Consider the following 23,767-nt stretch of genomic DNA (forward strand, 5'->3'; position numbering starts at 1 on the left):
GGTAACACATCAATAAACCCATTTAGAATTTACTGCGTAGCATTCGCATTACCTGCTTGCGCCGCTGTTTTTACCCAACCATCAAAGGTGGCCTGATGGGCCTGAATCCAACCATTCACATGACGTTCAATATCGGCATCTGACGATTCACCCGCGTGCATCCGCATGTTCTGAGCATTCACATCATTAATCGATAATTTCATGATAGAGAACAGCTTAGCGGCGGCCGGGTTAGCTTCAGCCCATTTTTTGTTAGCCACGATATGCATCACACTCGGTGGGAAGCCGTAGTTCGCACCGTTAGACAGCTTGGTGTCGATAGTTTTATCTGGCAGGGAAGAGAAGGGAACCTGCAACCATACTACGTCACGGCCCGGCACCAATACATCACTGACCCAATAAGGTGTCCAGGTGTAATACAGGATTGGTTTGCCTTCTTTGTAACGTGTAATCGTATCGGCAATCATCGCGGCATAGTTACCCTGATTATGGATAACGGTATCGCTCAGACCATAAGCTTTGATCTGATGATTTATCGGTGCTTCACAGCCCCAACCTGGGTTACAGCCGGTTAGGTCGGCTTTACCATCGTTATTAGCATCAAACAATTTGGCGATTTTCGGATCTTTTAGCTGCTCAATATTGGTAATGTGGTATTTATCAGCGGTTTTTTTATCGATCAGATAACCCTGTGCCAATCCTTCAATATAGTTACCCTGACGATAAAATTTGGCATCGCCACCGGCAGCATTATATTGGTCGTTATGCAGTGGTTCCCAATTTACCGCCAGATAGGTGGCATCACCTGCGCCGATAGTTGAATACGCGACGTTGTAATCTACCTCTTTGGTCGGTTGGACATCGTAACCGAGTTTTTCCAAGGCTTTATTGACCAGAGAGGTCTGGAAGGTCTCTTCCGAAATGGTACTTTGCAGCGGCTGGACAGTGATGCCTTTGCCCGGTAATTCTGCGGCGGATAACTGAGTGCTGATCAGTGTGGTGAGGGCCAAGGCCCAGATTCCTGTCGAACGCATAGTTGTTCCTTTTTAAGCTATTTTACTTGCCATTTTGAACGAGGACAGTGCTCATCATCCTTACGTACTGTGTGTACGTTGCGGTGATTGCGCGCTGTCCATGTCCAAACTGCCTGCGACAATTACGCTTAAATTTGAGCGTAATAATTTGAAATTACTTAGTATTTCTAAAGGGTTTGGTGATAAGCCCAATCGGGCCGGCTGTATACCAGAGGCCAATGCCTTTGGTACGGCGATCGCGGCCTAATGATTGGGTCAGGCGGTCAAGGATGATCGCCAGAATCACAATACCGACACCACCGACTGCGGCCAGCCCCATATCAAGGCGGCCAATACCGCGCAGTACCATTTGACCTAAGCCCCCTACAGCAATCATCGAGGCGATGACTACCATCGACAGTGCCAGCATCAGGGTTTGGTTCACGCCTGCCATGATGGTTGGCATCGCCAGCGGTAACTGCACTTTGAACAGTAATTGGCGTGGATTGGCACCAAAGGATTCAGCGGCTTCGATAAGATCTTCTGGTACCTGTTTGATGCCCAAAATGGTCAGACGAACAATGGGTGGCAGCGCAAAGATGATGGTCACGACCACGCCGGGGACGTTACCGATACCGAACAGCATGACGATGGGTACCAGATAAACGAATGCCGGTGTAGTCTGCATGGCATCCAGTAACGGCCGAATTATACGTGCGGCATTATTACTGCGTGCCAGCCATATCCCCATCGGTAGCCCGATAAGAATACAGAAGAACAGCGAAGTCAGAACCAGCGCCAGTGTCACCATTGCTTGTGACCACGCACCGATAGCGCCAATAGCAACCAGTGATATCAGGGTTGCTACGCCCATTCCTAAGGTGGAGAACTGCCAGGCGATCAGCGCGAAAACCAGAATGGCGATCGGTGCTGGCATGCCCAGTAGCAGGTGCTGAAAGCCACTGAGAATAAAATCAACCGGCACACGAATACCCTGGAACAGGGGGCGAAAATTCAGCACAACCCAGTCGATACCGTGGGTGACCCAGGAATCCAGTGGCACCCAAGTGTTATGAAACGGATCCATCAGACTGAAATGCTCGGGAGCAGCGGCCGGAGTACTATTCAACCAATCGGTACTTTGTGTCGCAGTGCTCTGAACGGCCTGAGAAGCAACCTCATGGCTGGTACTGCTGGCGGCATGGCTACCCTCAGCCATGCTCGCTCCCCACGGGTCAACAGCGGCTGACAGTGTCTGAGGGGCGGTATCTGTTGCCGCCGGTGCTGTTGAAGCTGCCGCATCCGTCGCCCAAGGATTACTGTCTACAGGGGTACTGCTTTGAATTGGATCACTCATTTGGCGTCTCCTTATCTAAAGCCTGCAACAGCATGGCTTTGGAAATAATACCGATATAACTGTTGTCTTCACCGACCACAGGGACCGCACACGGGGCCTGGGCAACCAGTGAAATCAACTCACTGAGGGGCATGTCTGCGGGAACCGGCGCAGGATCGGCCAGTAAGGCACTATCCAGCGACTGGCTCTCCGCCAAGGCTTTTTTCAGTGAATCTATCGATACCACGCCAATAAACTTCTGCCCGCGTTCCAGCACATAGCCATAATCGCGGTCTTCATCTTGAAGCAGTTTTAATGCTGAACGAGGGCCGAAACCCGGGGTTTTACGAATTAATGATACCGGGCGACGGCGCGCGATATCCTTGGCACTAAAGACGTGGCTGATATCGACGCCACGGAAGAAGGTGCGCACATAGTCATTAGCCGGATTATTCAGTATTTCATCCGGGGTGCCGACCTGTACTACTTCGCCGCCCTGCATAATGGCGATACGATCACCAATGCGCATGGCTTCATCCAAATCATGAGAGATAAAGACAATGGTCCTTTGATGTTTGGCCTGTAATTTGACCAGCTCATCTTGCATTTCTGTACGTATTAAGGGGTCTAGCGCTGAAAAGGCCTCATCCATTAATAAGATGTCAGGGTTATTGGCCATCGCCCGGGCTAAACCGACGCGCTGACGCATCCCGCCGGAAAGTTCATCGGGGTAGGAGTGGGCGTAGCTTTCCAGACTCACCTGACGCAGTGCTTCCAGCGCTTTGTCGTGACGTTCCTGCAAAGGGACGCCAGCCAGCTCCATACCGAATGCGGTGTTATCGAGAACATTCAAATGGGGCATTAATGCAAAGGACTGAAAGACCATACTGATCTTATTACGGCGTACGGTGCGCAGGGCACTATCAGATATTTTGGCAATATCTTCGCCATCGATCAGTACTTCTCCACGGGTGGGTTCTATCAGACGATTGAGAAGGCGTACCAGGGTGGATTTACCAGAACCGGATAACCCCATGATGACGAATATCTCGCCTTCTTCAATGGCCAGATTGGCATCTTTAACGCCAACGGACAAACCCGTTTTGGCAAATATCTGCTCTTTATTCTTACCTGATTCAAGCAGCTTAAAGGCCCGTTCTGGATGCTCACCAAATATTTTATATAGATTCTTTACTTCGAGTTTAATTGCCATGCAGCTGGTGTATTCCTCTGTCAATTTTGAATTATGTTTATTCGATCAATGTTATCCTGATGAAAAAATAGAGCGCCATATACCCTAACACAATGAGAATCTGAGACAACCCTCAATGTTCTTATAATCTGAATTGCAATAGTCCTTATCTCAGTATATATCTTTTTAATCTGTTAATTTATATACGTTAATATTGTGGTTTTTTGATGTTCACATCTTGCTTAATATTGATATGCTGAGTGGGCTATAATTAGCCAGTTAATAGCGTGAATATTGTCCATATATATTCATTCTATTGAGTATACTGTTATTGATTATATTCCCTCGATTTTTCTTGTGGTCAGCCTTCGGTTTGAGCATCCGTCATCATGCTGATATGACATTTTTATCGTCACAAGAGACATGCTGAATCCCCCTGATATACTGGCCTGCGCCTAAATTAGTAGTCAGGTAATAATTTCAGTTTTTAGTTGTGGTTCTGTTCATTGCGTAGGTAAATATAGCGGATATGTGGTGGTGAGTTTACAAGGTGACTGAGGCATTAAATCATCACCCAATAGAGGGCAGCCTTGCTGCGGCTGCCAGTGGATGTGGATCGCCTCATTTTTATGCCATAAAAGTGAGGGTGGGGCACCGATAGGGAACGCTTAAAAATCCCAATCTTCGTCTTCGGTGTTGACTGCCTTGCCAATCACATAAGAGGAGCCAGAACCGGAGAAGAAATCGTGATTCTCGTCTGCATTTGGTGATAATGCCGCCAGAATGGCCGGACTGACTGCTGCTTGACTGGCGGGGAATAAGGCTTCATAACCTAAATTCATTAATGCTTTATTGGCATTATAATGAAGGAACTTTTTGACATCTTCGGTCCAGCCAACCTTATCATACAGGTCCTCGGTGTAACGCACCTCATTGTCATATAAGTCTTGCAGCAGATCGAAGGCAAAGTTCTTTATTTCCTGGCGGCGACTATTGTCGACTTTCTCCAACCCTTTCTGAAATTTGTAGCCGATATAATAACCATGTACTGCCTCGTCACGGATGATTAATCGAATAAGATCGGCAGTGTTGGTTAATTTTGCCCGGCTGGACCAATACATCGGTAAATAGAAACCGGAATAGAATAAAAATGATTCCAGAAATACACTGGCTATCTTTTTCTTCAGTGGGTCATCATTATGATAGTGCTGTAAGATAATATTGGCTTTATTTTGTAGTGGGCCATTCTCTTCACTCCAGCGATAGGCATCGTCCACATCAGATGTCATGCAAAGAGTAGAAAAAATAGAGCTATAAGAGCGAGCATGGACCGCTTCCATAAAGCTGATATTCGAGAATACCGCTTCCTCATGGGGGGTAATGGCATCTTTAATCAGAGCCGGCGCACCCAATGTATTCTGAATAGTATCCAGCAGTGTCAGGCCGGTAAAAACCCGAATCGTAAGCTGTTGTTCATTAGGTGTCAGCGTTGCCCAAGAGGGAATGTCATTTGATAGTGGGACTTTTTCCGGCAACCAGAAATTAGCTGTCAGGCGGTTCCATACTTCCAGGTCTTTATCGTCTTCAATCTTATTCCAGTTAATGGCACTGACGTGTGTTATCGGTTTTACTGCGTTCATATCATTTTCCTTATCAACCATTTTTATTCATTCAGTGCCGCGAATTACAGCGAGCAAGAAACACAACCTTCGACTTCAGTGCCTTCGAGCGCCATCTGACGCAGCCGGATGTAATAAATGGTCTTAATCCCTTTCTTCCAGGCATAAATTTGCGCTTTATTAATATCGCGGGTACTGGCGGTATCACGGAAGAACAGGGTCAGTGATAGCCCTTGATCGACATGCTGTGTTGCCTCAGCGTAGGTATCAATGATTTTCTCCGGCCCTATCTGGTAAGCATCCTGATAATATTCAAGGTTATCGTTAGTCATGTAAGGTGCGGGATAATAGACTCGGCCAATCTTGCCTTCTTTGCGAATCTCAATCGGTGAGACAATCGGGTGAATGCTCGATGTCGAATGATTGATATAGGAAATAGAACCGGTAGGCGGCACCGCCTGCAAGTTCTGGTTATAAATACCGTGTTCCATCACTGACTGGCGTAACGCGGCCCAATCTTGCTGATCGGGCAGTACAATAGCGGCCTGAGCAAATAGTGCCTGTACTTTGGCGGTTTTAGGCAGCCAGCTCTGCTCGACATATTTTGTGAAATAAGTGCCCGAGGCATAATCTGACTGATCAAAGCCTTTAAAGTGGTGGCCTCGTTCTATTGCCAGTTGGTTCGAGGCGCGGATGGCGTGATATACCACGCTATAAAAGTAGATATTAGTAAAATCGAGCGCCTCTTCAGAGCCGTAGAAAATATGCTCGCGGGCCAGATAACCGTGCAAATTCATCTGCCCCAGGCCAATGGCATGGGATTCTTGATTACCTTTCTCGATAGAGGGTACTGAGCGGATATTGCTCATATCGGAGACGGCAGTCAGCCCACGAATAGCGGTTTCAATCGATTTGCCAAAGTCTGGTGAATCCATGGTATGCGCGATATTCATCGAACCAAGGTTACAAGAGATATCTTTACCGATATGGCGATAGCTAAGATCGTCGTTGTATTCGGTTGGTGAATTAACCTGCAAAATTTCTGAGCACAGGTTACTCATATTGATTCGACCTTTAATTGGATTGGCGCGATTAACCGTGTCCTCAAACATCATGTAGGGATAGCCGGATTCAAACTGGATCTCGGCTAGAATCTGGAAGAACTCGCGTGCCTTGATTTTGCTTTTATGGATGCGCTTGTCATTGACCATCTCGCGGTATTTTTCGCTGATGCTGATTTCTGACATCGGTAAACCGTAAACCTGTTCTACATCGTAAGGAGAGAACAGGTACATTTCTTCGTTATTCTTCGCCAGCTCAAAGGTAATATCCGGGATAACCACACCCAATGAGAGGGTTTTTATACGAACTTTTTCATCGGCGTTTTCGCGTTTGGTATCCAGAAAACGTAAAATATCGGGATGATGGGCATGGAGGTATACCGCCCCCGCACCTTGCCGTGCGCCCAACTGGTTAGCATAAGAAAAGGCATCTTCCAGCATTTTCATGATAGGGATGACGCCGGAGGATTGGTTTTCAATCCGTTTGATTGGCGCACCGACTTCACGAATATTACTTAGTAGGAAAGCGACCCCGCCACCACGTTTAGACAATTGCAGCGCTGAGTTAATAGAGCGGCCAATTGATTCCATATTATCTTCAATGCGTAACAAGAAGCAGGAGACAAGCTCACCACGCTGTTTTTTACCACAATTGAGGAAGGTCGGGGTGGCCGGTTGGAATCGACCAGAGATTATCTCTTCTACCAGTTCTTGCGCCAGTGTCGGGTCACCTGCTGCCAGTGTTAGCGCCACCATGCAAACACGGTCTTCGTAGCGTTCCAGATAACGTTTGCCATCAAAGGTTTTCAGGGTATAGCTGGTGTAATATTTAAAGGCGCCAAGGAAAGTGGGAAAACGAAATTTTTTGCTATAGGCCTGCTGGAATAAGCTTTTGATAAAGCTGAAATCGTACTGAGCCAGCACCTCTTTCTCGTAATATCCTTCTTCGACCAGATAATCGAGTTTTTCTTGCAAATTGTGGAAGAACACGGTGTTTTGATTGACGTGTTGCAAGAAATATTGACGTGCCGCCAACCGGTCTTTGTCAAACTGGATACGTCCATCAGCATCATAGAGGTTTAGCATCGCATTCAGTGAGTGATAGTCAAGCTCGCTACTGGATGGATCAGTGATATTCAGTTCTGTCGTTGCCAAAATTCAGTTACTCCCTTGCGCACGTTAGCCACATCTTCTGCTGTACCCAGTAGTTCAAAACGATACAGGTAAGGAACCTGACATTTTTGGGAGATGATTTTCCCTGCCAGACAATAGGCGTCGCCAAAATTAGTGTTACCCGCAGCAATAACGCCGCGAATCAATGAACGGTTGTGTGGATCATTTAGAAAACGGATCACCTGAATCGGTACTGCTCCTATCGGGCTGCCACCACCATAACTGGGTACTAACAAAATATAGGGCTGCTCGATCTGCGGTGTTTTACGGGCACCGGCAATAGGGATACGTATTGCCGGGAGTTCCAGCTTCCCGACAAAACGGTGAGTGTTCTCCGACGAGCTGGAAAAATAGACCAGCGGATTCATCTTGTCCCCCCATCAGGCACTGACGGCCTGAACCAGTGCGTTAATTTTGTCAGGGCGGAAGCCGGACCAATGTTCATTGCCGGCAACAATCACTGGCACCTGCTGATAACCAAGAGATTTCACATGATTTAATGCTTGTAAATCTGCTGTTAAATCAATGACCTGATAGGCTATTCCTTGTTTGTCGAATGCTCGGTAAGTGGCATTGCACTGGACACAATCAGGTTTACTGTAAATAATAATACTCATGATTCGCATTTACCTTTTGTAATGAGGAAAGGCGGATTAGTCAGGTTGTTAAGGTGCCGCGACGACCTGCCTCTGATAATCAACTGCGGTTTCATTTCCGTAGGTGATAAAACAAATACTATATCTAGTGTTTATTTAATTCAACCACACTACATGTAGTTATTTATTGAGAATTCATGCATTGTTCAGCGACAGGGCCGCCAGCACGGGGCTGGCGGTAGATTTAGTAATAATAAGGAGGATAAAAATATTTCTATTGCGGAGTTGTTGCGGGCAAGATGATTTACTGGCGCAGGCTGACGGCTAAGCGGTTAAAGGCATTCATGATACTGATAGCAAAAGTTAAATCGGAAATTTCAGCATCGGTAAAATGTACTTTTAAGGCGTCGAAGATATTATCAGGTGTGCCACTGGTGGTGATGTAAGTCACCGCTTCTGCCCAGTCTAATGCTGCTCTTTCTGCTTCAGTAAATGCATTACTGAGACGCCAGCCAGCTATCACATCCATTTTGGCATTATCAAAACCGTTCTCACGCAAGAATTTACCGTGCATATTCAAGCAGAATGCACAGCCGTTGATTTGTGATACCCGCATAAAAATCATTTCTATCAATGCTTTGGGTAACGAACTCTTATCTAATGAGAGAGACGCATTAACCAGTGCTTTATAGGTTGTAGGTGAAAGTTCGGAAAAATAAAGACGTTGTGCAACCATGATATGTTCCTGTGAGGTACCGTAGAGTATGGCGCTACTCTAGCGCGGTGATGACCTATACTATAGAGCCATAAATTACTTATTTTAGTGGGTCATGATGAGGGGTTTCTCACATCTTCTGAGCCTGGATAGCCGACAAAACGAGCCGGTCTACCGTCAGCTTTATCAGCGTATTAAAGATGCCATCGTGCAAGGGGTATTGCTGCCTGACTCGCGGTTACCCTCGATTCGGGTGCTAGCCAGTGAAGTGGGGGTGGCACGAGGTACGGTGGAAAATGCCTATGGTCAATTAATTGCCGAGGGGTATTTGCAAAGTCGTGGGCAGAGTGGGACTTACGTTTCAGCTCAGTTACGTGATGCCCCTTTGCTGCCATTAACTCAGAGTGCGCAACCTGTTGTGGTGAATAAAGTCTCAACGGTTAGTCCGGTGGCGCGGCCCTTCGAGCTAGGATTACCGGCGCTGGACGCTTTCCCCCGAGCGCAATGGGGGCGAATCATGGCCAAACAGTTACATAATCTCACCGCATCATCCCTTGGACATCCCCCCGCTACCGGGCTTGGGTTATTGCGCGAAGCAATAGCACATTACTTACAGTTATCACGCGGGGTGAGTTGCCAGCCTGAACAAGTTTTTATTTGCTCAGGCTATCAGTCATTGCTGGATCTGGTGATCAGTACCTTACTGCAACCGGGCGATCGTGGCTGGTTGGAGGATCCTGGCTATCCTGTGACACGGCAACTGATTCGCGAAGCTGGGCTTATTCCGCATCCGGTCGCAGTTGATCAGGACGGAATGGATGTCGGTGCGGCAATTAACGACTGCCCCCAGGCACGTTTTGCCATCGTCACCCCAGCCCATCAAAGCCCGTTAGGGGTGGCGCTCAGTCTGGCACGACGTATTGCCCTGTTGGATTGGGCCGATCAGCAGCATGCATGGATTATTGAAGATGACTATGACAGTGAGTTCCGGTATCAAGGGCGGCCACTGCCACCGCTGAAAACGTTGGACCGGCAGGGGCGGGTGCTCTATGCCGGTACCTTCAGCAAAGTGATGTTTCCGGCACTGAGGCTGGCTTATCTGGTCGTTCCAGCACAACGGGTGGCACTATTTAATCAGCGATGCCAGTTACGCATTTGTACCAGCCCACCACTGATACAGGCCAGTGTGGCGGAGTTTATCAATCAGGGGCATTTTTATCGCCATCTGAAACGTATGCGTCATTTATATGCCGAACGGCGTGAGATGCTATCGACAAGTCTGAGGCGGCAGTTGGCAGGCGTTGTTGAGGTTGAACAGCAAGCTGGAGGGATACAATTACTGGCGCGATTGGATAAGGGTTTTGCTGATTATGCCGTAGCAATACGGGCGCGGCAGCAAGGGTTAGCGGTTCAGGCGCTATCAGATTGGGCGTTGGCAGAAACGAGCCAGGCAACCGGTGGAAATGGATTGTTGATGGGATTTACTAATCTCACTTCTGTGGCAGAAACTGATCGGCTGGTGGCCCTATTGGCCAAAGTTATTACTTCTATGTCTGCTTAATAACCCTATGTCTGCTTAATAACCCTACGTCTGGTTAATAACCGCTATTTACCGGGTAAGAGAATTGGCCCGCAGTGCATCTATTATCACTGGGGCCACCGATTAACCAAACTGCCAGATATCGTCATCCCTATAAGTAGACACAGCAATGAGGGGGGATAAAATACCGGCGGTTTATCGGCTATCCGATTATTTTTAACGGCGTGCTAACAGCACACCCAGTACGATGCCGACCGCAGCACCAATCCCGACACCTTGCCATGGTTTGTCGCGGATGTAGTCATCTGCGTTACCTGCAACATCTCGGGCATGCTGTTTTAGGCTGGTCGAACCGTTGAAATGCGCTCGCGCATCACGTAATACACCTTCGGCATTGTGGCGCACTTTGGTCAGTTCCTCTTTGGTTTTCTCACCTGATGAACGCAATACATCGTCAAGAGTATCTGCCAGAAGGGTCACGTCCTGATTGAGATCTCTTTCAATTTTTTCTGATTTCTTGAACATTTGACTCTCCGTTTTGCCTGATGAACATTAAGCATAGTCCATCACGTCGATGTGACATGCGCTTCAGGACTAATCCGAAGGCGAGGGGATAATTAACCACCATGCCTCCCGAACAGGGCTGCTTTTAAATAGCGTGATTCATAATGTATGGCGTAAATAATAATCACTATTACTTTGTACATTTGGTTACTTAGCGAAACCAATGACTCACGGAAAGGAAAAATTGATTCCTCTATGATTCTTTCAACGGCCCCACCGGGGGCTTAGCGAAACAAACTCTGAGGATTTTAAAATGAAAAAAGTATTAGCGCTGATCGTTGCTGCAACCATGGGTCTGTCTTCTGTTGCTTTCGCTGCTGAAACTACTGCGGCCGCTACAGCAGCACCAGCTGCAACCAGCACTACTGCTGCGCCTGCCGCAGAAAATGCAGCACCAGCTAAAGCAACTCACCATAAAAAACATAAAGCAACCAAACAAACCACAGAACAAAAAGCACAGTCTGCTAAAAAACATGTGAAAAAAGCACCTGCTCAAAAAGCACAGGCCGCTAAAAAACACGTGAAAAAAGCGCCAGCTCAGCCAGCTCAGAAAGCCCAAGCCGCTAAAAAACACCATAAAGCCGTTAAAAAATCAGCGACAGCGCCAGCAGCATAATTATGCCGGAATGCGGGCACTCCGTACCGCACAGTCTAGCCAATTCCAGACACCCGGTTAACGCCGGGTGTCTTTTTTTATAGGCTAACCATCATGATCAATCGTTATCTGTTCGAGCTGATTTTCAGTGTGATGACCCTATGTGGTGTATCACTTGCCTGTGTGCTGTTTCTTACCGACACCTTTATTTAGCCTCGCACAGTTTGGATGGCTTGTGCGTCACCATTATTATATTGAAATATCAGTGCAAAATATGTTGTTGATGCAGGAACTCAACAATCTGTTGAACCGTTTGCTGATGTAACTTTTCTCTTTCCGTCACTGACGTCGCACAGATAAAGTCTTCGCCTTCCTGAGCCAGAACTGCGCGGGCTGTCGGTTTACATGTTGGCAGAAAATCGAAATGTCCGCTGTGGGCTAAGGTTATTGTGGTTATACCTGGCGGATTAAGCCGCTTTATCCACTCACTCCCGCCCAGATTTAGTGCCATATTCGGTGAGATAAAATAGTGAGCATTAATCAGAAGCAGTGGGGCTGTTAAATGAAACAGACTACTGTTTTGATAAAAAGGCACCATGCCGGGATCTAAAGCGACCGCAAAACGTAAACGTTTATCAGCATAATTTCCTTCAATTTTCCGCACTGGAAGTGCCTTTAATTTTACCTCCGCACGGGTATAAAACTGGCAGTTGACTTGTTCGGGCTGCTGTTGGCAGCCGGCAATGAAACGTGGAAATGAAAGCGTTGCACCCAATGCCGCAATAGCACTATAACCCCCTTTCGAATGGCCAATTACCCCAATAGGCTGATTATCCAGTACCGACTTCCAGCGCGAATCAGACAGTAATGTGCTAATAATAAAAGAGATATCTTCAGTTTGTAACCATAGCTGTGCTGATTTGGCCGGTATAGAGTTACCAGTGGTACTGCCTGGGTGATTGGCTGCGACTACCACCATACCTTGCTGCACCAGCTTATCTGCCAACCACGCCATACTGGTCTTGTTGCCACCACTGCCGTGGCTGAGGACAATCAATGGAAATTGGCCTGTGGCAAGGGGGGCATCAGGTAAAACCGAGATACCGTTGAAGATGGCACTATCACCCAGTAGGGCCGTTGTTCCCTGTTTCGCTGTTGGATAATAAATTAAGCTATCAAGTTGGCGCTGGCGTTGAGTGTCATTGAATGAAATGTGAGTAACCGCTGTTTGCCAGCCATAACTGACCATCGGGAAAAACAGCAAAAAACAGAAGCACAGCACAGCATTTTTCATGATTTAATATCCTGACTGATTGAGTTCTTTGTCAGCTTAGAGGGAAGGGCATTTAGCCGCGACCTCGATCATGATCCAGTCCCTGGACCTGCTTGTTTTCGCTTATCTGGCTGTCTACACTACAAAATCGTTATTCACGATATCCACTTGTTAAGGCAAGGGTTATGCCACTGATCCCCGTCTCTTTTCTGTTATCAATTTTATGTATTGGTTTGTTTTATCATTTGATTAAATCCGGTAAGCAGAGAGGATTCTTACTGCTGCTATTGCTGGTTTGTGCATTACAAAGCGGGTTGATTGGCTTGCGCTATGGCTATCATCTTGCCCTGTTTAATGGCTTACAACCTATCGTCGCTATGACTATCCCCCCGCTGACCTATTTAGCACTCCTTCGTACAACCGGGGAGAGGAGGGCGGGTATTTGGCCGTCTGGGATACATGCTTTAGGCCCTATCGGTACGGCAATTTGTCTCTGGATCGCGCCACAGTGGCTCGATGCAATGGTCATTATCAGTTATTTATCTTATGGCCTTGCGGTGCTGGTTTACTTGCGCCCTGGTGAGGATCGTTTGCAACAGATCTCTGTGGAAAAAATTTGGCTTAGCTACCGGTTATGGCTTCTGATGGCTATCTTGCTGATTGGGTCGGGGGTGGGCGATATCATTATCAGTGCTGACTATGCATTTTTTGCCGGAAATCAGGCTGGGTTAATAGCCAGCTTCAGCAACCTTTTGATTACGTTAACAATGTGCTACACCCTGGCGACCAGCGCACATCGTGAAGAGCCGATTGCTGCGCTGCCGGCTGAGTTGGCGGTAACGGATGATAAGCCATTAGCTGAATCGCTGGAGGCGCTTTTCTCTGTCATCTTATTGACCTTAAAGAAAAATAATCTGTATCTGGAGAGTCAACTCAACTTATCAACGTTGGCGCGCAAAGTTGGCGTTGCCCCGCGCAAAGTGTCTCAGGCCATTAATCAGCAAACGGGGCAAAATGTTTCGCGATACGTTAATCAGTTGCGGGTCGATCATGCCGCGATGCTATTGATGCGTACGGAGTTGCCAGTGATCGATATTATGCTAGAGGCGGGGTTCCAGACTAAATCAAATTTTAATCGCGAGTTTATGCGAGTTAAGGGCACTACCCCATCGCAATGGCGTGAAAACAAGCCCTCACTGGGGGCTGAATAAGATTTTATTATCCGTAACTCAGCCAGCCTCTTTTTGTGGCGGTTTTGGCGTGCGATGCTACCACGCCAGCAACGGATTATTAACGTGCCAGTCGAGTAGAAACAACGCTGATGAGATGAAAATGGTGTGTAGACTATTCCGAAATAGTCGTTTTGAGCCAATAAATACGTGGTTTCCCTTATTTATTACGGTAAGGTCGCTCAATAGTAGTCAAAAAGAGGGGAAATAAATGTATTTACGGCCAGATGAAGTGGCTAAGGTCCTGGAGAATGCCGGTTTTGATCGGGATTATACGGTTGATCAGGCTTACGGTTATCGTAAAGCGGAGCATTACGTTTATGTTAACCGTGAAGCCCGAATGGGCAGGACAGCATTGGTTATTCACCCAGCGCATAAAGATAAAAGCTTGTTGTTTGCCACACCCACGGCAACTATTCGTATCAGTGATAAGTATGTGGAGTTTCCGCTCTATCTGGCCGGTGACGCTGATGACCGCTACGGTATTGCCCACGGTTTTAGCTCAAGAGAAATGTTATTGCGCTATCTAAACAGTATGTACCCGTAAAACCAGCTCGCCTTGGCACAATAAATGTCACCGCGCCGTAGCGCCAGAATCAATGCAATACGGCGTCAGCTTCCTGATTAAACTGCATATTATATTGTCGGCGGAATTGCGCCAATTCAAAGGCATCTAAATCCAGTTCTGCGAAATAGAACAAAGCCGCTTCGGTATGTTCGGCCGTTAGCATTGGGGATATATGTGAGCGAATCAGCGTATTGCGCCATTGCATCACATTTTCATCGGAAGAGTCTTTGATAAAGGTTTGGTAAATAAAGACCAGATAAGCCGCCTTTCTCACATCCTCGGCATAGCCATTGCTGGTGGAGCGGATAAACATTTGTGTCTGACGTTGCCCCATCTCTTGCAACATGGATTCAATGTAAATCGGTTTTATCTTCAGTAAATTGGCCAGTGTATCCACCGCTTTACGGGTATCTGATGTCAACACACGGTAGCCGACAATAAAAACCACGATCAAAACAGCAATAATTATCCACGTCATTGAATGTTTCTTTGCGCCATAAAAGGTGTAATTGACAACGTAAAATTATCTGGCTGTTAAATCGCCTGAGTAGATAAAGTCAACGAAGTGTTTAAGGGTTATCGCCACTGAAATTATCGCTATTTTTTTGCTGATTATTCAGATGATGATTGAAAGCGGCAGCATCTTTCGCCAGAGCATCAAGATGTGCACCTAACACTTTAATCTGCCTAACTAATGAATGTTGTTCTGGTAAGGTATTGGCAGTATTAAGTTTTCTAAGCAACATATCATTTTTAGCACGCAATGCTGTTTCCCGTGCTTTTGACTGCTCCAGTTCATGTTGCAATGCATTGTAGCTTGCCTGCCATGTCTGATGCTGCTTCTCAAAAGTTGACTGCAACTCACTCATTGCATTAAGAAACTGTACTTCAAGCTCACGCATTGTCATTGCTTTTCCTTTATGACGGCTTCCGATTTTCATTGGCATTATAACGAAGTCTGAGCATAACCTCACCCGCTAGAATCTGTCTTTCTATCCCGGCACAGGATGCCACCGGACGATGTAGGACAGTTGGTTTTATATCCGTCATACTACTTCAAACTGCATGTGCGTTGGCTGCCATCACTACTCGGCCCGTCCATAGGCCTCGCCTCTGCGAGGCCGCTGCAAGCAGCGTTCAAATCTGCTCCTGACAGATTTGTCACCCAAGTCATTGCGTTATCTCAACTCCGTGGGTTCATTTCGTTGCCGCCTTCCTGCAACTTGAATTATTTAGGGTATATCATAATTTATGCACGATTTGTTTTTATCATTCATTTAATACTCAAAATAAATAAGCCTTGCTATTAATATCTCAGCATGCGTTAATAGCTTCATCGGTTTGTAGCACAGACCTATTTATGTAAGCCATTTAAGTAAAGCAGTTCCTAGTTAAAGCGATATTTTTTAGACATCACTTCTCCGACGAATTTCCTTCTTTAGTGCCCCCATAAGTAACTCTTGATCAGCAGACCACAATTGCCACGTTTTGGCACAAATAATGAAGGAAATATCTCTATGTCTAATAAAATGACTGGTTTAGTAAAATGGTTTGACGCTGGTAAAGGTTTTGGTTTTATTTCTCCTGCTGACGGTAGCAAAGATGTATTCGTACATTTCTCTGCAATCCAGGGCACTGATTACAAAACTCTTGATGAAGGCCAGAACGTAGAGTTCAGCATCGAGCAAGGCCAGAAAGGCCCTTCAGCTGTAAACGTAGTAGCACTGTAATTTACACTGCTATCTATCACGTTTAGCTGTAATTAAATCTGGCTCAGGTCAGATTTTTTTTGGTAAACGCATTGTTGGTAAAAAGTATTGCTGGAAAGTTGCGATAGCGATGATGGCCTAAGCCGGAGCAGACAATAATATCCTCAATAATATTATTCTTATCTCTTAAATAAGATTAACCAACAACCTAAAAACCTCGCCACGGCGGGGTTTTTTGTTGTCGAAAATCGTCGATATTGATTCATTACTCTGGAATATCCCCCTTAGTTATATTTAAACTGTCGCCGATACACCGCAGGGGTGATCCCTACTTTTTGGCGAAATGCATTTCTAAAACCTTCAATGGTCTGAAATCCGCAATATTCGGCAATCCTCGCAATACTCATCTGATCCCTTTCTAGTAATTCTTTCGCTTTGTGTATTCTCTCGTGCTGTAACCATATTTTGGGTGATTGGCCCGTGGCGGCAGAAAAATGCCGTAAAAATGTCCTGTCACTGAGTGCCAATTCGGCGGCCATCTGGCTGACACTCCAATTTTGGGCCAGTTGCCCGCGCACTTGCTGCATCATTTTTGCCATATCCCGATGCGTTTCTTTGGCAAGCGGCAGCGGAATAAATTGCTGTTGCCCGCCCCGTCGCTGGGGAGCCATGACTAACCGCTGTGCTACCTGATTGGCGATTTTAGCCCCAAAATCACGGGTAATCAGATGTAAGCAGGCATCAATACCGGCACTGCTACCCGCAGAGGTGATAATTTGCCCCTCATCTACATACAACACATTGGCATCGACATGAATGTCAGGATAGTGTTGTGCCAGATAATCGGTATAGCGCCAGTGAGCTGTGGCTGCAATATTTGAATATAAAAGTGCTTTTTCTCCTGCGATGGACAACCACTGCTATTATTTTTGGCGTTCATTATAGGTTAGCTGATAGAGTAATCGTGTTTACTCATTGCAGGAATTCTGTATGCGTTCTATTTATCTGTGGATAGTCGTGGTGGCTATTAGCATTACGGCGCTCATATCTCAGCTCAGCTTCTTTTTTATTGAACCTCAAATGGGGAACAGTGAAGGGAAAGTTTTAGTGCTTAAACGCACTCCTAAGATGGATTTTATCGATAGCCCTCGGGGATACTGTCAGCGCCAATATCCTACAGAAGACTATTCACGCTGCGAGCCAAAAATCCTCCCTTCGCTTTTGGAGAGTACTCAAGTTTGGTATGAGTTGCCGTTTAGCGCTTATTTTTACGAGATGACCTACCAGCCTAATGGTTAAGTATTCACTGTAAATTAGTATGTTCGCTAGAGTAGCTACTGCATATTGTGAATTTTAATATACGTGTAAGTAGTATAGTTTCATTACTTTAATATTTATCGCATAAAGGATCTAGCGGTGAATTAGATGGAGGTTATGATATCCAGGTATTGGTGTGGTTTTGTCAGATATCGCAACGACATTACGTAACAGAAATAAACGTAATAATATGGATGCTATTCTACGGGTATTATTCTAATTGGGGTTGGGAGCATTATTTATTACCAGTATATTAATCCGAACTGGCGACAGAGCGGATTCGTGCATGAAATGATTTACAGGTGTCTGAAAAACAAGCTACTCCTGATGTTGATCGTGACAAGGTCTGTGATATGTCCATCGATATGTATACCCAGATATTCAAGTATTTTACCTTCAAGGTTGGTGGGCGCGTAAAGGGCTGTGAGGGATAATCTGTGTCAGAAAAATTATTCTGGTGCGAAAGAATGTCTACTCAATCACTCTCTTTCTCTCATTATTATGATAGATTTCCCTCAATGGGTAATAATTCCCGATTGGAACTTATCTTAATATCCTCGCAGTGTTCCGATGCTTGACGGAAAAATAAAAATTGCACCAGTGGCTCGATAATTAATCTTCTTGATTGAAAATAACGCGGCCATGAATTAATAGGCTATATCTCTTGGTTTGTGGGTACTAATCGGCGAATCTTGTTGCAAGGCGATATTATAAGGAATATATCGATTATTTAATTTACTATTTTTGTCATTTTTATAGATGTAGATCAATTTTATTTATAATCAATTTTAGATCTGTCTTGGTTTTTTTTGATTTACCTCATCTAAACCTGACTTTTGTTAGTTGAATGCTGTTAAGTTCTAACTAAAGTGGTGAAAATTGGTCATTAATACTAAAAAAGACATCTATTACCCATATTAATGTTTAGTGCTACGCTTAATTATTTGTTGAATCTTTGCCTGACAGGCAATGCCCTATATTCACTGGCTAATTTATCAAAGGATGATTCATGTCTAAACGTCTATGGCTCCGAACTACCTTACTCACAGCCGCTCTACTCAGTGTTTTTTCTGTTCCCGTTAGTGCCGCAACACATACCCTGCAACTGGCTATCGGTGATGAACCCACCGAAGGCTTTGACCCAATGCTAGGCTGGAGTCATGGCAGTTATCTGCTATTGCATAGCCCGTTGCTAAAACAAAATGAAGATCTTAGCTGGAATAATTTTCTGCTGAGCCAGTATAAAACCAGCAACGACGGTAAAACCTGGACTCTGACGCTCAAGCCGGGCCTCAAATTCTCTGATGGATCTCCTCTGACGGCCAAAGATGTGGTGTTTACCTATAACAATGCTGCTGCCAGTGGCGGTAAAGTCGATATGGGTAATTTCCTCCGCGCCGAAGAAATCGATCCCCTCAATATTCGAATCCAATTGAAAGCGCCACAAAGTACTTTTGTAAATGTGTTGGGATCGCTGGGGATTGTTTCTGCTGATAAATATAATGCCAAAACCTATGCACAAAACCCTATTGGTGCTGGCCCGTACCGTTTGGTGAGCTTCCAACCGGGTCAACAAATGATCGTGGAAGCCAATCCTCATTATGCCGGAAATAAGAATGATTTCGATAAACTGATCTTTGTTTTTCTTGATGAAGACAGTGCCTTTGCAGCGGCGCAAAGTGGGCAGTTAGGGGTCGTCCGCATTCCACCATCGATGGCGGCAGGTCCGGTCAATAACATGAAGTTATGGGTGCGGCCAAGTGTAGAAAACCGTGGCATCGTGTTCCCGACCACTCCGGCGGGTAAGAAAGATGCTCAGGGTTATCCGATTGGTAATGATGTAACGGCGGATGTTGCTATCCGCCGTGCCATTAACTATGCCATTAACCGCCAACTCCTGGCCGACCAAATTATGGAGGGTCATGCTATTCCTGCCTATACAGGTGTACAGGGGTTGCCATGGAATAACTCAGATTCGGCCATTAAAGATGGTGATAGCGAAAAAGCCAAACAGATATTAGAACAGGCCGGTTGGGCGCTGAACAGTGAGGGTATTCGAGAAAAAAATGGGGTGCCGGCCAAAATCACGCTTTGGTATACCAGCGGTGATACTACGCGCCGCGATTTAGCCCAGGCGCTGCGTTCGATGCTGAAACCTATTGGTATTGATGTTGATTTGAAATCCGGTAGCTGGGAAACCGTTGAACGTAATATGCATGCTAACCCCACGTTGTTTGGCTGGGGTAGCCTTGATCCCATGGAGTTGTACCATCACTACAGCAGTAAAGCTGCCGGTGTTGAATATTATAATCCAGGCTACTACCAGAATCCGGTAGTTGATAAACATCTGCAACAGGCACTGGATGCGCCAACCTGGGAACAAGCGGTGCCATTTTGGCAACAGGTTGATTGGGATGGAACGACCGGTGCCGGTATTCGCGGTGATGCGGCGTGGGCGTGGTTATTGAATATTCAGCATACTTACCTGGCTAATGATTGCGTTGATTTAGGTAAGGGGGCACCGGAAATCCATGGTTCCTGGTCACTGCTTAATAGCCTGGATAGCTGGAAATGGACCTGTCAGTAATGAAGGGGATCTCGCTATTTACTCTGCGTTTAATTTGCCTGCTGCTAATCACCGCAGTAGGCACTTTTACGCTGCTGAGTTTTTCCCCGGTAGACCCAATACGCGCCTATATTGGCAGTGAGCTGTTGCATGTTCCACCGGAACAATATCCGCTGATTGCGGCGCGGTGGGGGTTGGATCTGCCTTTGTGGCAGCGTTTTCTGCATTGGTTTACTCAGGTTTTGCAAGGTGATTTGGGTTACTCCATGCTGTATAACGCGCCAGTCTCACAGGTCATTGGTGAACGTTTTGCCACCTCGTTTGCGTTACTGCTTTCGGCATGGCTATTCTCCGGCATTGTTGGGCTATTGCTGGGGCTGACTGCGGGGCGTTATCTTAATCGCTGGCCTGATCGTTTGATCTCAACCCTGTCATATCTATTAGCTTCGCTACCCACTTTCTGGATTGGTTTATTGTTGCTGTCATTATTTGCGGTGAAGCTGAATTGGGCGCCGATTTGCTGTGCATGGACACCTGGAAGCAATGCTGAAACAGCCAGTTGGAGCGACAAACTGCGTCATCTCATTCTGCCGATGCTGGCCTTGGGATTATTGGGGGTTGGCAATATTGCGCTGCATACCCGCGCCAGGGTTGCTGAGGTGATGAATAGCGAGTTTATCCGCTATGCTCGTGCTCAGGGAGATAAGGGCTGGTCATTGGTTCACTTCCATATTTTACGCCATGCCATTACGCCAGCGCTTTGTCTGCAATTTGCCTCTGTGGGGGAATTACTGGGTGGCTCGCTATTAGCGGAGAAAGTTTTTGCCTATCCCGGCTTAGGGCAAGCCACGATTGATGCCGGGCTTCACGGCGATATTCCGTTACTGATGGGGATCGTCATGTTTTGCGCCATATTGGTCTTTTGCGGTAACAGCGTTGCCAACGCACTGTTACACCGCTTGAATAGGGGAGCTGCGCGGCAATTATGACTTATAACCCAAACCGGGCGCTGTTTCGGCTGTTCGTTTCATTGGCGCTATTACTCATTTTAATTGTTTATGGCTGGGTTATTTATCCCATTGAAGTACCGATGGATCTGATGGCGCGCCGCCAGCCGCCATCACCGGCTTATTGGTTTGGTACTGATAGTCTGGGGCGCGACTTGTGGTTGCGCTGTTTTCAGGGGATGACAACCAGTTTACAAATTGGCCTGATTGCTGCTTTTGCCAGTGGACTGCTGGCGATGCTCACTGCCAGTTTGTGTGCTATCAATAAAACGCTGGATTATATTATTCGCGGATTAATTGACAGTATGTTGGCATTGCCTCACTTGCTGTTATTGGTGCTGATCTGCTTCACTTTGGGGGGCGGGAAACAAGGCGTTATTCTGGCGGTAGCCCTCACCCATTGGCCAAAGCTTGCCCTGATTTTACGCGCAGAAATTTTACGTATTCGCGAGACTGATTATGTGATGTTGTCTCATCGGTTGGGTAACAGTAATTTTTACCGTTGGCGTCATCATCTGCTACCGTTATTACTGCCACAATGGATTGTTGGCACACTGTTGATGTTCCCCCATGCGGTGTTACACAGCGCAGCGCTCAGTTTTCTTGGGTTTGGGCTGTCACCCCATGAGCCGTCGTTGGGGATCTTATTAGCGGATGCACTGCGTTACCTGAGCAGTGGGGCATGGTGGCTGGCTTTTTTCCCTGGCCTGATTTTGGTGGGATTGGTATTAGTATTTGACCAGTTTGCCCGGTCGCTGCAACAACTCTGGGTGAGGATAACCTGATGTTGAAATTTGCAAAATTTGCTATTGATGTTGCTCATTACCGCTGGCTGGGGCGAAAAACCTGGCATCCTCTGCTGAGTAATATTTCTTTGGAGGTGAATCCGGGAGAACTGGTGGCGTTAGTTGGCGGTAGCGGTGAAGGTAAAAGTCTGTTGTTACAAAGTGCATTGGGTTTATTGCCAGACAATATGCGTTGTCATGGCGAGATTATCCTTGATGGTGAGGTGTTGTGCGCCCAAGACAAAATTGAACGGCGCGGAAAAACGTTATGTTACGTCCCTCAAGGGGTCAGCGCGCTAAATCCATTAATTAAAGTCGGCTCACAAATGACCCGCGCCGCGCAGCTTAGTGGTGTAAAACTGCGGCTGGAAGATGTGGCAATGCAACTGCAAACCTACAATCTTGCGCCAGGGTTGGTGCATGACTTCCCTCGCCAACTCTCTGGCGGCATGGCAAAACGGGTGCTGACCAGCTGTGCCACCCTGACCAATGCCCGCTATATTTTGGCTGATGAAGTGACTTCGTGGCTCGATGACGAACATGCCTGCCAGTTACTTACTCACCTGCGGGCTTTTTGCCAACAAGGGCGTGGCATTTTATGGGTAACTCATGATCTGGCATTGGCGGCACGTTTTGCCGATAAGATTGCGGTGTTACATCAAGGTAAGCTACATGAGACGCTGAGTGCTGAAGAATTGAAGAATAACGGTGGTAGCCCCTGGCTACAGTCACTATGGGCAGCGCTACCGGAGCAACAATTTGTCAGTCAGCACATAGCCTTGTCGGAGGTGGGCGAATATGTTTAGTGTCGATAATCTGACGGTGGTTCAAGGTGGCAAACTGTTGTGGGATAGCATCTCATTTTCTCTAACAGCCGGAGAGCGCTTAGGTATTTCGGCTCCCAGTGGTTTTGGTAAAACGACCCTTGGCCGGGTATTAGCACAATGGCAGTCAGCCACTTCCGGCCAGATTTTGCTCGGTGGCGCGCCACTGGCAAAAAAAGGTTATTGTCCTATTCAGTTAGTGCCACAGCATCCAGAACAAAGTTTCAATCCTTACCGGACTACGGGGGAGAGCTTGCATGATGCCTGGCGACCCGCAGCACATTGGCTTGAGCGGATGGCCGTTAATCCTGATTGGTTGAAGCGCCGGCCTGATGAATTGTCGGGAGGCGAGTTGGCGCGTATCGCACTATTGCGGGCACTGGATCCGCGCACCCGATACTTGATTGCCGATGAAGTAACGGCACAACTGGATGCACATGTTCAGGCACAAATTTGGCGCGTTTTATTAGACGAAGCGGCACACCGCCCATTGGGGCTTATTGTTTTCAGCCACAATAAATCCTTATTGGAAAAGGTATGTTCACGTATATGGATACCAGAGCGTGAAAGTGAAATCCCTCTTTATCAAAAACCAGTAGTTAAGCCTCAAATTGGTTTGGCATTGATAAAAACAGGATGAATTAATAACGGTAAATTAAAACGTAATCGATTAAATAATTAGCTAGAGTGATAGTCACTCAATGTGTGAGATGTTTTATTTCCAAGTGAAAATAGAATTATTGATTAGGATCATATTCTGTTTAAATAATGATAAAAACGCGGGGTTATACATTGGAGATGATAATTAACATCACGGTAAGATAACTTTACATAAATAAATTGAGATAGCGTTCAATATTAACTTGAAGTAGGTGACTATTCTATACACAGTGATTAGTATTTTAACGTGTTTTTATCAGGCTCACACCCCTTAGGGTTTTGTGATTTTGTTTCTGTCTCAGCATGCCAATTTAACATCTATTTTTGGTAGGAGCTCTGGTATTCTTTATTTGTGATGAATATAAACCCGCATCATTTTACGCCTAACTAATTGATTTTTAATTGTATTAAATTAATTCGCCCTC

General features: G+C 46.3%; 24 protein-coding genes. 11 read left to right on the top strand and 13 right to left on the bottom strand.

The annotated features are described in order from the left end of the window. Positions 1 to 29: 29 nt before the first annotated feature. The 8 genes from proX to V1956_RS07530 form a co-directional block, all read right to left on the bottom strand. On the bottom strand, positions 30 to 1,034 hold the full coding sequence (proX, locus tag V1956_RS07495; RefSeq protein WP_442824976.1) for a glycine betaine/L-proline ABC transporter substrate-binding protein ProX: 1,005 nt from the start codon (positions 1,032 to 1,034) through the stop codon (positions 30 to 32). A 154-nt stretch (positions 1,035 to 1,188) separates the two neighbouring features. Then, on the bottom strand, positions 1,189 to 2,370 hold the full coding sequence (proW, locus tag V1956_RS07500) for a glycine betaine/L-proline ABC transporter permease ProW (protein ID WP_372559733.1): 1,182 nt from the start codon (positions 2,368 to 2,370) through the stop codon (positions 1,189 to 1,191). Next, complete coding sequence (gene proV / locus V1956_RS07505) at positions 2,363 to 3,562, bottom strand: glycine betaine/L-proline ABC transporter ATP-binding protein ProV (RefSeq protein WP_083163015.1); 1,200 nt, start codon at positions 3,560 to 3,562, stop codon at positions 2,363 to 2,365. The genes proW and proV overlap by 8 nt, the downstream gene beginning before the upstream one ends. A 647-nt stretch (positions 3,563 to 4,209) precedes the next feature. Further along, positions 4,210 to 5,181 (bottom strand): class 1b ribonucleoside-diphosphate reductase subunit beta, encoded by a 972-nt coding sequence (gene nrdF, locus V1956_RS07510; RefSeq protein WP_372559732.1) that lies wholly within the window; start codon positions 5,179 to 5,181, stop codon positions 4,210 to 4,212. 44 nt (positions 5,182 to 5,225) lie between these two features. Then, positions 5,226 to 7,376 (bottom strand): class 1b ribonucleoside-diphosphate reductase subunit alpha, encoded by a 2,151-nt coding sequence (nrdE, locus tag V1956_RS07515; protein ID WP_372559731.1) that lies wholly within the window; start codon positions 7,374 to 7,376, stop codon positions 5,226 to 5,228. Next, complete coding sequence (gene nrdI, locus V1956_RS07520) at positions 7,358 to 7,762, bottom strand: class Ib ribonucleoside-diphosphate reductase assembly flavoprotein NrdI (RefSeq protein ID WP_372559730.1); 405 nt, start codon at positions 7,760 to 7,762, stop codon at positions 7,358 to 7,360. Before nrdI ends, nrdE begins: the two co-directional genes overlap by 19 nt. Positions 7,763 to 7,774: 12 nt before the next feature. Further along, the gene (nrdH, locus tag V1956_RS07525; protein WP_372559729.1) at positions 7,775 to 8,011 is read right to left on the bottom strand and encodes a glutaredoxin-like protein NrdH; all 237 of its coding nucleotides are present in this window, start codon (positions 8,009 to 8,011) and stop codon (positions 7,775 to 7,777) included. A gap of 283 nt (positions 8,012 to 8,294) precedes the next feature. Beyond that, entirely contained in the window at positions 8,295 to 8,726 is a 432-nt protein-coding gene (locus V1956_RS07530) for a carboxymuconolactone decarboxylase family protein (protein WP_420071025.1), read from the bottom strand. Between the two features lie 94 nt (positions 8,727 to 8,820). Between V1956_RS07530 and pdxR the strand changes: the two genes are divergently transcribed. Next, positions 8,821 to 10,266 carry a MocR-like pyridoxine biosynthesis transcription factor PdxR gene (pdxR, locus tag V1956_RS07535; RefSeq protein ID WP_420075070.1) on the top strand — a complete coding sequence of 482 codons (1,446 nt, stop codon included), beginning with the start codon at positions 8,821 to 8,823 and terminating at the stop codon, positions 10,264 to 10,266. A 195-nt stretch (positions 10,267 to 10,461) separates the two neighbouring features. Here the strand turns inward: pdxR and V1956_RS07540 are convergent, their stop codons facing one another. After that, positions 10,462 to 10,770 (bottom strand): DUF883 family protein, encoded by a 309-nt coding sequence (locus tag V1956_RS07540; protein WP_420075071.1) that lies wholly within the window; start codon positions 10,768 to 10,770, stop codon positions 10,462 to 10,464. Between the two features lie 292 nt (positions 10,771 to 11,062). Here V1956_RS07540 and asr point away from each other — a divergent pair, with 292 nt between their 5' ends. Continuing rightward, positions 11,063 to 11,425: an acid resistance repetitive basic protein Asr gene (asr, locus tag V1956_RS07545; RefSeq protein ID WP_083163029.1), complete on the top strand. Its 363-nt coding sequence runs from the start codon at positions 11,063 to 11,065 to the stop codon at positions 11,423 to 11,425. 241 nt (positions 11,426 to 11,666) lie between these two features. Here the strand turns inward: asr and V1956_RS07550 are convergent, their stop codons facing one another. Then, positions 11,667 to 12,698 (bottom strand): alpha/beta hydrolase family protein, encoded by a 1,032-nt coding sequence (locus V1956_RS07550; protein ID WP_442824977.1) that lies wholly within the window; start codon positions 12,696 to 12,698, stop codon positions 11,667 to 11,669. A 164-nt stretch (positions 12,699 to 12,862) separates the two neighbouring features. Between V1956_RS07550 and V1956_RS07555 the strand changes: the two genes are divergently transcribed. Continuing rightward, positions 12,863 to 13,888, top strand: coding sequence for a helix-turn-helix domain-containing protein (locus V1956_RS07555; RefSeq protein ID WP_420075073.1), 1,026 nt, complete (start codon positions 12,863 to 12,865; stop codon positions 13,886 to 13,888). A gap of 229 nt (positions 13,889 to 14,117) precedes the next feature. After that, a complete protein-coding gene (locus V1956_RS07560; RefSeq protein ID WP_372559724.1) occupies positions 14,118 to 14,453 on the top strand; it encodes a DUF2002 family protein in 336 nt (111 codons plus the stop codon). Positions 14,454 to 14,502: 49 nt separating this feature from the next. Here V1956_RS07560 and V1956_RS07565 read toward each other — a convergent pair whose 3' ends face one another. Then, on the bottom strand, positions 14,503 to 14,952 hold the full coding sequence (locus V1956_RS07565) for a DUF1198 domain-containing protein (protein ID WP_083163035.1): 450 nt from the start codon (positions 14,950 to 14,952) through the stop codon (positions 14,503 to 14,505). Positions 14,953 to 15,043: 91 nt separating this feature from the next. Further along, on the bottom strand, positions 15,044 to 15,382 hold the full coding sequence (locus tag V1956_RS07570; protein ID WP_372559723.1) for an MbeD/MobD family mobilization/exclusion protein: 339 nt from the start codon (positions 15,380 to 15,382) through the stop codon (positions 15,044 to 15,046). A gap of 609 nt (positions 15,383 to 15,991) precedes the next feature. Here V1956_RS07570 and cspE point away from each other — a divergent pair. Then, entirely contained in the window at positions 15,992 to 16,204 is a 213-nt protein-coding gene (cspE, locus tag V1956_RS07575; protein WP_005275958.1) for a transcription antiterminator/RNA stability regulator CspE, read from the top strand. Positions 16,205 to 16,467: 263 nt separating this feature from the next. Here the strand turns inward: cspE and V1956_RS07580 are convergent, their stop codons facing one another. Beyond that, a complete protein-coding gene (locus V1956_RS07580; RefSeq protein ID WP_420075529.1) occupies positions 16,468 to 17,097 on the bottom strand; it encodes a helix-turn-helix domain-containing protein in 630 nt (209 codons plus the stop codon). A 76-nt stretch (positions 17,098 to 17,173) separates the two neighbouring features. Between V1956_RS07580 and V1956_RS07585 the strand changes: the two genes are divergently transcribed. The 6 genes from V1956_RS07585 to V1956_RS07610 all read left to right on the top strand — a co-directional run bounded on the left by V1956_RS07585 (position 17,174) and on the right by V1956_RS07610 (position 23,322). Next, positions 17,174 to 17,482, top strand: coding sequence for a DNA-directed RNA polymerase subunit beta (locus V1956_RS07585; protein WP_420071020.1), 309 nt, complete (start codon positions 17,174 to 17,176; stop codon positions 17,480 to 17,482). A 1,027-nt stretch (positions 17,483 to 18,509) separates the two neighbouring features. Then, positions 18,510 to 20,087, top strand: coding sequence for an ABC transporter substrate-binding protein (locus tag V1956_RS07590; protein WP_372559719.1), 1,578 nt, complete (start codon positions 18,510 to 18,512; stop codon positions 20,085 to 20,087). Beyond that, positions 20,087 to 21,055, top strand: a complete 969-nt coding sequence (locus tag V1956_RS07595; RefSeq protein ID WP_372559942.1) for an ABC transporter permease — start codon at positions 20,087 to 20,089, stop codon at positions 21,053 to 21,055. The genes V1956_RS07590 and V1956_RS07595 overlap by 1 nt, the downstream gene beginning before the upstream one ends. Further along, positions 21,052 to 21,858 (top strand): ABC transporter permease, encoded by an 807-nt coding sequence (locus tag V1956_RS07600; protein WP_372559718.1) that lies wholly within the window; start codon positions 21,052 to 21,054, stop codon positions 21,856 to 21,858. Before V1956_RS07595 ends, V1956_RS07600 begins: the two co-directional genes overlap by 4 nt. Beyond that, on the top strand, positions 21,858 to 22,664 hold the full coding sequence (locus tag V1956_RS07605) for an ATP-binding cassette domain-containing protein (RefSeq protein ID WP_083163051.1): 807 nt from the start codon (positions 21,858 to 21,860) through the stop codon (positions 22,662 to 22,664). Before V1956_RS07600 ends, V1956_RS07605 begins: the two co-directional genes overlap by 1 nt. Beyond that, positions 22,657 to 23,322, top strand: coding sequence for an ATP-binding cassette domain-containing protein (locus tag V1956_RS07610; protein WP_372559717.1), 666 nt, complete (start codon positions 22,657 to 22,659; stop codon positions 23,320 to 23,322). Before V1956_RS07605 ends, V1956_RS07610 begins: the two co-directional genes overlap by 8 nt. Positions 23,323 to 23,767: the final 445 nt, after the last annotated feature.

Source organism: Yersinia sp. 2540 StPb PI (assembly GCF_052217165.1).
Lineage (GTDB): Bacteria > Pseudomonadota > Gammaproteobacteria > Enterobacterales > Enterobacteriaceae > Yersinia > Yersinia enterocolitica_E.

Excerpts from the sequence above, each read along its gene's own strand:
- V1956_RS07565 (WP_083163035.1), bottom strand. The coding sequence starts at position 14,952 with ATGACGTGGATAATTATTGCTGTTTTGATCGTGGTTTTTATTGTCGGC.
- V1956_RS07610 (WP_372559717.1), top strand. The coding sequence starts at position 22,657 with ATGTTTAGTGTCGATAATCTGACGGTGGTTCAAGGTGGCAAACTGTTG.
- V1956_RS07540 (WP_420075071.1), bottom strand. The coding sequence starts at position 10,770 with ATGTTCAAGAAATCAGAAAAAATTGAAAGAGATCTCAATCAGGACGTG.
- V1956_RS07530 (WP_420071025.1), bottom strand. The coding sequence starts at position 8,726 with ATGGTTGCACAACGTCTTTATTTTTCCGAACTTTCACCTACAACCTAT.
- pdxR (WP_420075070.1), top strand. The coding sequence starts at position 8,821 with ATGATGAGGGGTTTCTCACATCTTCTGAGCCTGGATAGCCGACAAAAC.
- V1956_RS07555 (WP_420075073.1), top strand. The coding sequence starts at position 12,863 with ATGCCACTGATCCCCGTCTCTTTTCTGTTATCAATTTTATGTATTGGT.
- nrdI (WP_372559730.1), bottom strand. The coding sequence starts at position 7,762 with ATGAATCCGCTGGTCTATTTTTCCAGCTCGTCGGAGAACACTCACCGT.
- V1956_RS07600 (WP_372559718.1), top strand. The coding sequence starts at position 21,052 with ATGACTTATAACCCAAACCGGGCGCTGTTTCGGCTGTTCGTTTCATTG.
- V1956_RS07590 (WP_372559719.1), top strand. The coding sequence starts at position 18,510 with ATGTCTAAACGTCTATGGCTCCGAACTACCTTACTCACAGCCGCTCTA.
- proW (WP_372559733.1), bottom strand. The coding sequence starts at position 2,370 with ATGAGTGATCCAATTCAAAGCAGTACCCCTGTAGACAGTAATCCTTGG.
- proV (WP_083163015.1), bottom strand. The coding sequence starts at position 3,562 with ATGGCAATTAAACTCGAAGTAAAGAATCTATATAAAATATTTGGTGAG.
- V1956_RS07560 (WP_372559724.1), top strand. The coding sequence starts at position 14,118 with ATGTATTTACGGCCAGATGAAGTGGCTAAGGTCCTGGAGAATGCCGGT.
- V1956_RS07605 (WP_083163051.1), top strand. The coding sequence starts at position 21,858 with ATGTTGAAATTTGCAAAATTTGCTATTGATGTTGCTCATTACCGCTGG.
- nrdF (WP_372559732.1), bottom strand. The coding sequence starts at position 5,181 with ATGAACGCAGTAAAACCGATAACACACGTCAGTGCCATTAACTGGAAT.
- V1956_RS07570 (WP_372559723.1), bottom strand. The coding sequence starts at position 15,382 with ATGACAATGCGTGAGCTTGAAGTACAGTTTCTTAATGCAATGAGTGAG.
- V1956_RS07595 (WP_372559942.1), top strand. The coding sequence starts at position 20,087 with ATGAAGGGGATCTCGCTATTTACTCTGCGTTTAATTTGCCTGCTGCTA.
- cspE (WP_005275958.1), top strand. The coding sequence starts at position 15,992 with ATGTCTAATAAAATGACTGGTTTAGTAAAATGGTTTGACGCTGGTAAA.
- asr (WP_083163029.1), top strand. The coding sequence starts at position 11,063 with ATGAAAAAAGTATTAGCGCTGATCGTTGCTGCAACCATGGGTCTGTCT.
- V1956_RS07550 (WP_442824977.1), bottom strand. The coding sequence starts at position 12,698 with ATGAAAAATGCTGTGCTGTGCTTCTGTTTTTTGCTGTTTTTCCCGATG.
- proX (WP_442824976.1), bottom strand. The coding sequence starts at position 1,034 with ATGCGTTCGACAGGAATCTGGGCCTTGGCCCTCACCACACTGATCAGC.
- V1956_RS07585 (WP_420071020.1), top strand. The coding sequence starts at position 17,174 with ATGCGTTCTATTTATCTGTGGATAGTCGTGGTGGCTATTAGCATTACG.
- nrdH (WP_372559729.1), bottom strand. The coding sequence starts at position 8,011 with ATGAGTATTATTATTTACAGTAAACCTGATTGTGTCCAGTGCAATGCC.